The sequence below is a fragment of the Aquirhabdus sp. genome (genome assembly GCF_046462495.1).
Lineage (GTDB): Bacteria > Pseudomonadota > Gammaproteobacteria > Pseudomonadales > Moraxellaceae > Aquirhabdus.
The window spans coordinates 365,339-375,291 of the sequence record NZ_JBKGVE010000007.1 but is presented as its reverse complement, the minus strand read 5'-3'; the positions used below and the strand labels follow the sequence as shown (position 1 = coordinate 375,291).

The 9,953-nt window shown below is 48.3% G+C and carries 10 protein-coding genes; 5 read left to right on the top strand and 5 right to left on the bottom strand.

The features are described 5' to 3' along the window. Positions 1–3: 3 nt before the first annotated feature. A complete protein-coding gene (locus tag ACLHG7_RS09785) occupies positions 4–426 on the bottom strand; it encodes a hypothetical protein (protein WP_410210834.1) in 423 nt (140 codons plus the stop codon). Positions 427–779: 353 nt separating this feature from the next. On the opposite strand from ACLHG7_RS09785, the gene ACLHG7_RS09780 reads away from it, so the two are divergent. Both ACLHG7_RS09780 and ACLHG7_RS09775 read left to right on the top strand, forming a co-directional pair. Beyond that, a complete protein-coding gene (locus ACLHG7_RS09780) occupies positions 780–1,208 on the top strand; it encodes a hypothetical protein (protein WP_410210833.1) in 429 nt (142 codons plus the stop codon). A 204-nt stretch (positions 1,209–1,412) separates the two neighbouring features. After that, a complete protein-coding gene (locus ACLHG7_RS09775) occupies positions 1,413–1,769 on the top strand; it encodes a DNA transfer protein p32 (protein ID WP_410210832.1) in 357 nt (118 codons plus the stop codon). Positions 1,770–1,853: 84 nt separating this feature from the next. On the opposite strand, the gene ACLHG7_RS09770 is transcribed toward ACLHG7_RS09775, so the two are convergent. The 3 genes from ACLHG7_RS09770 to ACLHG7_RS09760 form a co-directional block, all read right to left on the bottom strand. Further along, complete coding sequence (locus ACLHG7_RS09770) at positions 1,854–3,140, bottom strand: DUF445 domain-containing protein (RefSeq protein WP_410210831.1); 1,287 nt, start codon at positions 3,138–3,140, stop codon at positions 1,854–1,856. A 69-nt stretch (positions 3,141–3,209) separates the two neighbouring features. Then, entirely contained in the window at positions 3,210–3,917 is a 708-nt protein-coding gene (locus ACLHG7_RS09765; protein ID WP_410210830.1) for a hypothetical protein, read from the bottom strand. Next, positions 3,914–4,654, bottom strand: a complete 741-nt coding sequence (locus ACLHG7_RS09760) for a hypothetical protein (RefSeq protein WP_410210829.1) — start codon at positions 4,652–4,654, stop codon at positions 3,914–3,916. Before ACLHG7_RS09760 ends, ACLHG7_RS09765 begins: the two co-directional genes overlap by 4 nt. A gap of 563 nt (positions 4,655–5,217) precedes the next feature. Here ACLHG7_RS09760 and ACLHG7_RS09755 point away from each other — a divergent pair. Then, positions 5,218–6,282, top strand: a complete 1,065-nt coding sequence (locus tag ACLHG7_RS09755) for an AraC family transcriptional regulator ligand-binding domain-containing protein (RefSeq protein ID WP_410210828.1) — start codon at positions 5,218–5,220, stop codon at positions 6,280–6,282. Positions 6,283–6,472: 190 nt separating this feature from the next. Here the strand turns inward: ACLHG7_RS09755 and ACLHG7_RS09750 are convergent, their stop codons facing one another. After that, on the bottom strand, positions 6,473–7,441 hold the full coding sequence (locus ACLHG7_RS09750) for a LysR substrate-binding domain-containing protein (protein ID WP_410210827.1): 969 nt from the start codon (positions 7,439–7,441) through the stop codon (positions 6,473–6,475). Positions 7,442–7,583: 142 nt separating this feature from the next. Here ACLHG7_RS09750 and ACLHG7_RS09745 point away from each other — a divergent pair, with 142 nt between their 5' ends. Further along, entirely contained in the window at positions 7,584–8,435 is an 852-nt protein-coding gene (locus ACLHG7_RS09745; RefSeq protein ID WP_410210826.1) for an aldo/keto reductase, read from the top strand. A 29-nt stretch (positions 8,436–8,464) separates the two neighbouring features. After that, complete coding sequence (locus ACLHG7_RS09740) at positions 8,465–9,922, top strand: MFS transporter (protein ID WP_410210825.1); 1,458 nt, start codon at positions 8,465–8,467, stop codon at positions 9,920–9,922. Positions 9,923–9,953 lie beyond the last annotated feature (31 nt).

Sequence of the window (9,953 nt, the reverse complement as noted above, 5' to 3'; positions counted from 1 at the left end):
GAATTAAAGCGTGCGAGGAGGTCGCCACAATCCGAAAAGATCGGGCGCGGGCAGAAATTGAGGGTGTTGAATCACCACATTTTGTGCAGTCAGATACTCTGCCTGAGGCTGGGAGGCCATCAGGGTCGATGCAGAATAGGCCAGTTGAACGTTATACATGACGCAGTCTTGTCCAGATTGACACAGACGGTCATGCCCTTGATGATCATGCTGTGACAAGGATTTTTCGACTTTCATGCAATCCATGTGTGGCGTGTCTTGGGTACTGGTCATGTTCATGGACATCATTGATGCCGTGGCGACGTCTTCGCTCTGCATTTGCTGCATCGTACACGGACTGTGGACTGACATAGCCACTGCGGCCGATCCTACCGAGAGGATAGCCAGAGACAGTAAGCAGGAAAAAATCAGTCGGAGAGTACGCATTTTTTGATGCTAGCGACATTTGGGGTGTTTGGCAACGCCCAGTCTGTATCATCTGATTAAAGAAAGAACTTAGAGCTTCAATTTCATTTTCTGAGTCAAACTAAAATTTCGAATCCTATTATTCTTGGCAATTCAATCTATGGAACAGTTGCATTGCTTTAAGCAGAGCAAAAACCAGTTCGTGTATGAGTGTTGTGTGATAGCGCGGGTTTAATGCCTGTCAAAGTGTTTGTCAGAGAAATTTGCGACGGCATTTCGCGATTTTGCAAACAATTTGCGTTAAGGTAGGGCTTAGCTAAGCGTTATTCATAGTGATAACTACGACCGTGTACGGATATCGGGAGTGCTAAGAGATGAGAGTCATCCCCGTCATAGTGAGTATTGAAACCAATGTTGATCAAGTTACTGTATTTGATCATATCGTTCCGATTGACTTAACGAAGATTTTCACTGGCTATGGACCGCTGCCAGCGGTTATTGGAACTCAGCACCAAACTGGTGCTTGGGATGCTGCGGCTCAGACTCGGACGGTGCTGCTGTCTGATGATAGCTCTGCTCAAGAGCAATTGACGGGATATGACCATCCCCATTATTTTAGTTATACGGTGAGTGGTTTTACTGGCATATTACGTCATCTGGCGATATCCGCAGATGGGAATGGTGGTTCACGCAGAACGCGGGCAAAACAATCATTCGCTGGCGTTATGCATTCCACGCCCAATCCACATTTACAGCACCAGTTCTGTGGTTTATTGCAAAAGGACTCTGGCAAGGGTATATGAAAAAAGCACTCACTTTGGCTATTGGGCAGCTTGAGGGTCCTTGATGTGATGCAATAACACGCTATTTGGGGAGTAGCGATAGCGGATGATTAACAAAATCATCCCAAGCCATGACAAAACAATAATTCTTTATACATCGTATAAACAGTTATATTGATTAGGTTATAAATTTTTCTTTTTTTGATATAAATGATGGATACTTCGATGAAATCTAAACAAATTTTTGCTATCAGCGTGGCATTTTCAGCAGCAGCGCTTTTAACTGCCTGTGCAGCAGATCCTTCACAACAGCGTATGGGTGCAGCAGCGTTAGGCGGCGCGGCAGGTGCGACTATTGGTAATAACATGGGTGGTACGACGGGTTCTGCATTAGGAAGTGCTGTTGGTGCTGGTCTCGGCAGCAAGGCAGCTGGTGCCAATAACCGCACTGCGGTTGGCGGTGCTGTCGGCAGTGGTCTGGGTGCGATTGTCGGTGAAAACATCCTGGGCGGCAGTTCCGGTGCGGCGATTGGCGCAGCAATTGGTGGTGGTGCAGGGACTGCGATTGCGGATAAGAAATAATGACAGCAGCCCCTTTTGAATACGTACTTTCAAAAGGGGTATTGGTTCAGATCCCGTCTTATCGCCATCAGGGATAACTGCTGGTTAGGATACGGAATGAATAACAGCCACAGCCGTGGGTGCATGATGAGCCAGATGCTCCATCACAAAGACCTGTAATTCCCCGACTAGAAAACCGAGTGTTGCACCGACAGTGATCAGAATCCATTCGTCTTGCTGAAACGCAGGATGCAGTAAGTTTTCAAACTCCTCTAGACTCAGTTCAGTCATTTTGCTGGCGAGTGTTCGTTCCAGATCCATGGCATCTTCAGCATATTGCTCAATATTTTTCAGTGTTTCAGGCAGGCGCTGAATAATCTCTTGCGCAACCAATAGTTTCATTTCCTGGTAGCGACCACTGCCTACGGCAAAAACCACAAACGGTTTGGCTATACCAGATTGTTCATCGACAACAAGCTGGACGTGTTTTTGCACCATGCTAAAGAGTCGATCAGAGAGAGGGCCGCGCAGAATTGAATCAATAATATTATGCGGTGTGACCACCTCTTTGGCGATGAGACGTCCATATTCGGTGGAGACTTCATGGCGACGTTTGAGAAATAAGCCTTGCCACTGTATGAGTCCGCCTAAATATTTGGTCGGGTTCTTGGGATTAAAGACCATTTTCAGCGCCAGCCAATCGGTAAACCAACCCGTGAACAGACCGAAGATCGGCATCACCCAAGGTGAGTGGGTCAGTGCCCAAGTCACGGCTTGTACAATACCGATGCCAAAGCCAAAAAATGCCCCCGAATTGCGAATAAAACGAAATTCACCGCTGCCCGCTTCGAGAAAGATTCGGTTCAAGAGCTGTTTATCGCGCAGCAGGCTGGTGACGACCATGTCCTTTAAATCAAATACTGTCCCGAGATTAGATTTGATGTCATTCATGATATTGCTGACGATCGAGGGTGCTTCATCTTGAATACGGTGAATGATTTTATTTTTGACCGACTCGGGTGCAATCTCCCATAGACCCGGCGAGTAGTGTGCCGCCACTTCACGAGTAATGTCTTCAATCGCCGCCAGCAATGGCTTTTCAATCTCTTTGGCGATGCGGTCTGGGTCGAGTTTATTAAAAATATCTTCGGGACGAAGCAGCTTGGTCGTCATGGTATCGCAGGCGATGCCCGCCATGATAGCAGCCTTGCGAGGAACAATTCCTTGCCATCCGAGATAGGGTTTTATGCCTAAGAACTCAATGGGCTTAAACATCATGTTAATCGCCACAATTTTGGTGCCATAACCAATGATTGCAGCAACAAAAGGCATTGAGGCGTAGAGCCACCAATTTTGTTGAACATCAACAACGATTTCTGACCATGTTTGCATTGTTATGATTTCCTTATATCTCTAAATTGTCTTTGTGATGGTTATCTTCGATTACGTCATTCTTTTTTCTTACCGATCATGTTGCCGGGTGCGCTGTATTCTTAGACTGCTTAAGGGGAGCTTGAGGTCGGCATATTTCACCAGCACAGGGAGAGGCGTTTGTGGTGGATAAAAACGCATGCCAAAACTGGCGAGAATGGGGGTGCTGACATTGCGGTCGACCATCAGATAGGTGCGCAGCACCGTGTCAATTGGACTGGTCAAGGTTTGGTTGAGCTTAAGTGTGAGTGGTCCGTTATAAACAAAGCGGATTTGGGTGTCGACAGGAACGGAGAGCGATATTGGCAGTTTAAAATCTAAAGGGACTCGAGCCTTTAAAGGAAACGTGGGTAGATACCAGTGTCGCTGGGTGACCAGTTCAGTTGTTCCTACAATATCCGCATAAGCATGAACATCGACATCCCCTTTATAATTAATGGTAAAGCGTAAAGGCACATGAGTATCTAAGGAGATATTGGCCTGATATACCCCATGCAATGGCAGTTGTAAGTCTTGTTTGACAGGCACCTCGGCATCAATTCTGCCTTTGAGTTTGATCGCAATGTCATTGGTCGCAGAAGCTGTTCCGGTGATACTTTTCGGTAGTTGTAAAAAACCGGGTTGGTCTGATAACGTCAGACCCGCAAGGATATGCGTATATAGTTGGAAACCCAAAAATAGCCCGATGACGATAATGGCTAAAGCAGCCCAGCCGATGAGTACGATACGCCCCATCATTGTACTTGTCCTTTTGGCTGGACCGATGCGGCTATATTTTGGGCGCTGCGGTGATGTGCATTACCAAAATTGAGTTTCAACGTGCTCAATGGTAGACGTAGGTCAGCATGCGTTACGATGGCATCCAGAGGATCCGTGATCGACACATTGGCAAGCAGGGAGGATCTCACGGGAATCTTCATCGCGCTATGCAGTGGGATCGTTGTTTTAATGTCAGTCTTGAGCGGTACGGACAGCGCTTGTAAGAGTTTGACATCGGCCGGTGCGGTGAATTTTAAGTGCACCATTTGATCGACTGGAACATCCAGATTAATCGGCACTTGCGCTTTGATCGGCACATCCCCACGGATGGGCAGTTTTAGCGTACGTCCAAGCACCATCACATCTACTTTAGAGTCGACATGGACAATCTGGTCTACAGGGACGATATCGTGAATGGGCACATTCATTTTGATAGGGACATCATTGTCTAGCGTTGCAATGACATGCAGCGTATCGTGTATCGGAACCTGTACGGTCTGATCAATGGGAACGGTGGTTGTGATACTGCCGTTCAGCATCACGTCCAAGTCCGTGAGGATATCGGCTTTCACAGGCACAGCATTCGGAATCATCACTTGGGCGGCTTGATCGGTTAGGGTGAGCCTTGCGTCTGCATTATTAAGTACCCACCAGCCTGCATAGACCCCACTGAGTATGGCGACAATCAGTAGTAGCCCTGCGCATAAAATTATCATTCTTTTGACGTTCAATTTTCTTCCTCAAGCATTTGGAGGGACAACTGATCTTTAAACGCAAAGATCAGTTTTCAAAAGAGGGGTCCGGAGAGTGACGGCTGGATTAGAAAATCTATAGCACAGCATGCAATCAATCGCGATTGATCACAGTCAGCTTGGGGAAGTGTTAGTTCTTGTCTATGGATAGCGCAGCGTCAATATTTGCGAACATCTTTTGATTGAGTATCCTTTTGCTTTTTCAAATTTTTGTTTATTACAGTGTTATTGAGTCATCACGACGCATCTTGGAGGATCATCAATTGATCATGCTTGATCAATTGATGATCATATATATACGATTTCTAATTTGAGTTCTAGCAAGGGAGTCTATATACAGAGTGAATTGGCGGCATATGTCACACATTGGCGACTAAAGTTCGGGTCATTGGCTTTGATGACTGCTTTCTTCGGTGATAAAGGGCGCTATGATGAGGGCGTAATGCTTTTGATCAATAGGCATGATGTCGTTACCTTTGATATATGAATAATAAAAATGAAGTGGTATGGATGCGAGGAGAATTGTGATGTCTAGGTCCATGTCTCATGACTATACTTTCCCCATTCAATGGTTAGAGTTAACGGAGTCACTGGTGCGTGCTAAGCAAGGGGATATTGCGCAAATCTACAGCCGTTGTCATGTCAGCCCAGATATATTACAGCACGCAGATGCTTTGCTGAATCTGGATCAATTTTCTGAACTCATCCAGATCATCCAAGAGCATTTGAGCGTAGGCGAGCCGCGTGTTATCCAGATTTTACGTCATGTACCGGTGACGGTTCATGTCATGGGCATGGCGGCAATGACCGCGGATACGCTTGGCGAGGCGGTGAATGTCGGCTTGCGTTATTTCCCTTTGGTTCTGTCTGGTTTTGAATTGCATCGTGAAAACATCGGTGATAAGACCCATATCCATATCCGTCGCTACCACGACTTTGGCAGCCCTCATAATGAAATACTGACTGAATTAATCGCGGGCAGTTATAGCAAGATTGCGTTTTTTACCCGTGGTTCCTGGATATCCGAGGCGGGTATAGGGAGGACAGGCATGGAGGTTCATTTTGCCCATAGCAGCACTGAAGATATCGAGACTTTTCGTTCTGTATTGGGCATTGCTGCTCAGTTCGGCTGTGCCGAGAATCAACTGATTATCACCCGGGACATTCTTGATCAGCCGTTGTTGACGCGGAATCGTACGAGTCATTTGACGCTTGATGCAATGCTGGCCCAGCGACTCAAATATGCCTTACAGCAGCAATCCGTGACACTACAGGTTCGTCGTCTGATCAGTGAATTGTTATCACAAGGCAAGTTGCCTGATGCTGTGGAGATTGCAAGGCTTGTCACCATGTCCACACGAACTTTGAGTCGCCGTTTGAATGCTGAAGGCAGTAATTTAAATGCACTGATTAAAGAGGCACGGATAGAACTGGCAGAGTTGCTCTTGATCAGTAGCAATTTACCCCTCAGCAAGATTGCTCAGAAGTTAGGATATAGCGAGACGTCGGTTTTTTCTCGTGCCTTTAAACGGGTAAAGGGCAAGGCGCCCAGTGAGTTGCGTGGACATTATGTTGAGTCGTCAGAGCATTGAGGCAGAAAAAACAGGTGTATTAATGAAAAGAAGTATTGCGAGAGGGCATTAAATTACATTAGGAAAGTAAAGAAGAAACTTCTCCCACACCGATTACGGGGATAAAGAATGAACGCGACATTTTATCATTAATCTTGACTAGCTCCTTTAAAGAAGTGGCGATGAATTCTATGTAGCCAATCCTCATCTGTTATTGCTTAGTCCGTTGGTGAGCCCTCTGCGTTAGCGAAATCAACTCCTCAGTACTCAAGACATATTCGTTGTAATCACTCAGCTTTTCGATTGCCAAGTCGATGAATGCCCGCGCGCGCGCGGGCTGAGAATCACGGCTACCGTAGTAGATCCAGAGGCTAACATGGTTAACGACATGGTCAAGCAGTAGGGGAACCAACTGGCCAGACCGAATATAAGCGGCGGCTGTTATCCCCGATACCTGAGCAATGACGTGACCCGCCAATGCGGTCTGCAATTCTAGCTGTTCGTCATTGGTACAAAATGCGGGCACCACATGTTGATCGACAATGTTGTCCCCAAGTTTGATATGCCAAGGTACGACTCTTCCTGTCGTGGGATGCCGAAAGACGCTACAGCGATGTGAGCTGAGTTCATGCAGATCGATGGGTGTACCGTGTCTATCAAGATACGCAGGTGAGGCGCAAATGATCAACTGTAGGGGCAATAGTCGCCGGGCGATGACGCCTTCCTTGGGTGAGGCTCCAATTCGAAAGCCGACATCGACTTGATCTTCCACCCAATTACCGATCCGGTCGTCGAGTTGCACGTCTGGTTGTACTTCTGGATAGCGCTGACAGAATTCGCTTACCAGAGATGTGATCACAGGTCTGAACGTTGAGTGTGGACCCGCAATCCGTAATGGCCCAGCAATCTCCTCCCGCGTACGCTTGGCAGTGTGCAATGCACGATTCAAACCCTGTAGCGCGGGTTGGACAGTATCCAGAAACTGGCGGCCTTCTTCGGTCAACGCCATGCTGCGGGTTGTCCGGTGAAACAAGCGGACGCCAAGATGGTGCTCCAGTTGTGCCAGCGCTTGACTCGCTGCCTGCGGGCTCAGACCTTGAGCCATAGCCGCTTTACGCAGGCTGCCTAATTCAGCAGTTTTGACAAAGATTGAAATGGAGCGTAGTTCGTTGATGGCCATAGATACTACCAGGTCGTGATTATCATGAATTGATTGCTAATGAAACAAGTTATTAGATGCTACTCCGATGTTAATTGGTTGACTATAGTTTGACCCATGAAATAGACAATCTGTTGATTGCCCTTACTTGGAGAAACTGACCATGCAATATGTGACCTTAAACAATGGCATTATCATGCCTATTCTTGGATACGGCGTCTTCCAGATACCCGATCCAAAGGAATGTGAACGTTGCGTCATTGATGCGATTGAGACTGGCTATCGTCTGATAGATACTGCCGCCTCTTATCTCAATGAAGAGTCCGTCGGCAAGGGCATCAAGGCGAGTGGTATCGCGCGCGAAGAGTTGTTTGTTACGACGAAACTCTGGGTACAACACACCGGTTATGAGAGTACCCGCCAAGCTATCGACAACTCTTTGCGCCGTCTTCAGCTCGATTATCTAGATCTCTATCTGATCCATCAACCTTTTGGCGATGTGCATGGATCTTGGCGTGCCATGGAAGAGGCCTATCGTGCGGGTAAACTGCGTTCCATCGGGGTAAGCAATTTTCAACCCGACCGCCTCATGGACATCATTGCGTTTAATGAAGTGAAACCAGCGGTTAATCAGATCGAGGTAAACCCATTTCACCAGCAGGCTGAGAGCGCTGCCTTCATGGTGAAGAATGGTGTACAGGCAGAAGCATGGGCACCTTTTGCTGAAGGCCGTAACAACCTTTTCCAGAACGAAGTCTTGGTCGCCCTTGCTGGCAAGCATGGCAAATCGATAGGTCAGATCGTTCTTCGTTGGCTGGTTCAGCGTGGGATTGTGGCATTGGCCAAATCTGTTCGTCGTGAACGCATGGCGGAGAACCTGAATGTGCTCGACTTCGCCCTAGATGATGCCGACATGGCTGCGATGACCACGCTTGAGACTGGAACCAGCAGCTTTTTTTCGCACCGTGATCCTGACATTGTCAAATGGATGAGCGAACGTAAGCTCGACATTTGATTAGCACTGTCCAAGCGAGGAGCAACCGTATGAATGCGGGATCTACCCTAAGCAGTCAAGCCAAGTCGAACATTCTGCTGGCGATCATTGTCGCCAGCTATCTGATGATTGTGGTCGATATTTCGATCATTATTACTGGTCTGCCGAAGATCAAAGCGGGTCTTGGCTTCACTACCGCCGAGTTGTCTTGGGTGCAAAACGCCTACACGCTCGCTTTTGGAGGTCTCCTGTTGCTCGGTGCTCGGGCTGGCGACATCTTGGGGCGAAAGCGGATGTACATCGTAGGGACGGCAGTATTCACTCTGGCATCGCTAGCAATAGGTGTAGCGCAATCTCCAGCGTGGTTACTGGTGTTTCGTGCTATCCAAGGTGTTGGAGCCGCTGTGCTCGCGCCTTCAACGCTGGCTCTGCTGTCAACGAACTTTGCGGAAGGGCCTGAACGTACCCGTGCACTTTCTCTTTATGCCGCTGCTGCGGGGTTAGGTGCGATTCTAGGTTTGGTATTAGGCGGGCTAGTTGCAGATTTGATTTCTTGGCGTGTTGGATTTTTCATCAATTTGCCTATAGGCATTGCCCTGATCACCGGAGCACGTCGTTACTTTACCGAAACCCCAAGAGAGGCAGGGCATTTTGACCTGATTGGCGCCATTAGCTCCACGGTAGGTATGGTGGCATTGGTATACGGCATCGTCAGGTCGGCGGACGTTGGGTGGGGTGCACAGGAAACAGTCGTGTCGCTGATTACAGGCATTGTGTTAATCGCGGTCTTTATTGCAGTTGAATCTCGTGCCGAACAGCCAATCCTGCCGTTACGTTTGTTTGCGAACAAAATACGCTCCAGTGCCTATGTTGCCCGCATGCTGTTTATGGGTGGTATGGTCGGTTTCTGGTTCTTCTCGACCCAATATCTGCAAGGCGTGCTTGGCTTTACGCCATTGCAGGCTGGATTGGCCTTCCTCCCTGTTTCCCTGCCTAATCTCATCTCAGCAGTCATGGTTCCGCGGCTGACCCGCACACTCGGCAATGGTGGTCTAATTGTCGCTGGTCTGGTCGTCGCCATCGTGGGTTTACTGTGGCTGGGGCAGGCAACTGCAAACACGCCATATTTGACTGGTGTGGCTTTACCCATGCTGTTCATCGGCTTTGGCCAAGGAGCCGTGCTTGCACCGTTGACAGTCGAGGCTGTAGCGGAGGTAGCACCAGAAGATACTGGGGCGGCTTCAGGCATGGTCAATGTCGCGCATCAACTTGGCGGCTCATTGGGTCTAGGTGTGTTGGTTGTCGTATTCACGGCAGCCAAGCCTGCTGATCTTCATAGTGTTGAGGCGCTGGCTCATCAGATCACGACATCAATCAATGGCAGTGCTTGCATGCTGGCCCTAGCAGCGATTATCGCGCTTACGCTGATTGTTCCTAAAAGGGCTCGTGTCACCACGGCGGCAGAAATCGCAGCCAAAGAACCCGAGGTCTTGTTGCGGACGCGGTAGCGGCTGCCATGACCTCCGAGATATCGAGACC

Bases quoted from the DNA above. Each gene is read 5' to 3' on its own strand.
- ACLHG7_RS09745 (WP_410210826.1), top strand. From the start codon at position 7,584: ATGCAATATGTGACCTTAAACAATGGCATTATCATGCCTATTCTTGGA.
- ACLHG7_RS09750 (WP_410210827.1), bottom strand. From the start codon at position 7,441: ATGGCCATCAACGAACTACGCTCCATTTCAATCTTTGTCAAAACTGCT.
- ACLHG7_RS09740 (WP_410210825.1), top strand. From the start codon at position 8,465: ATGAATGCGGGATCTACCCTAAGCAGTCAAGCCAAGTCGAACATTCTG.
- ACLHG7_RS09780 (WP_410210833.1), top strand. From the start codon at position 780: ATGAGAGTCATCCCCGTCATAGTGAGTATTGAAACCAATGTTGATCAA.
- ACLHG7_RS09755 (WP_410210828.1), top strand. From the start codon at position 5,218: ATGTCTAGGTCCATGTCTCATGACTATACTTTCCCCATTCAATGGTTA.
- ACLHG7_RS09785 (WP_410210834.1), bottom strand. From the start codon at position 426: ATGCGTACTCTCCGACTGATTTTTTCCTGCTTACTGTCTCTGGCTATC.
- ACLHG7_RS09760 (WP_410210829.1), bottom strand. From the start codon at position 4,654: ATGATAATTTTATGCGCAGGGCTACTACTGATTGTCGCCATACTCAGT.
- ACLHG7_RS09775 (WP_410210832.1), top strand. From the start codon at position 1,413: ATGAAATCTAAACAAATTTTTGCTATCAGCGTGGCATTTTCAGCAGCA.
- ACLHG7_RS09770 (WP_410210831.1), bottom strand. From the start codon at position 3,140: ATGCAAACATGGTCAGAAATCGTTGTTGATGTTCAACAAAATTGGTGG.
- ACLHG7_RS09765 (WP_410210830.1), bottom strand. From the start codon at position 3,917: ATGATGGGGCGTATCGTACTCATCGGCTGGGCTGCTTTAGCCATTATC.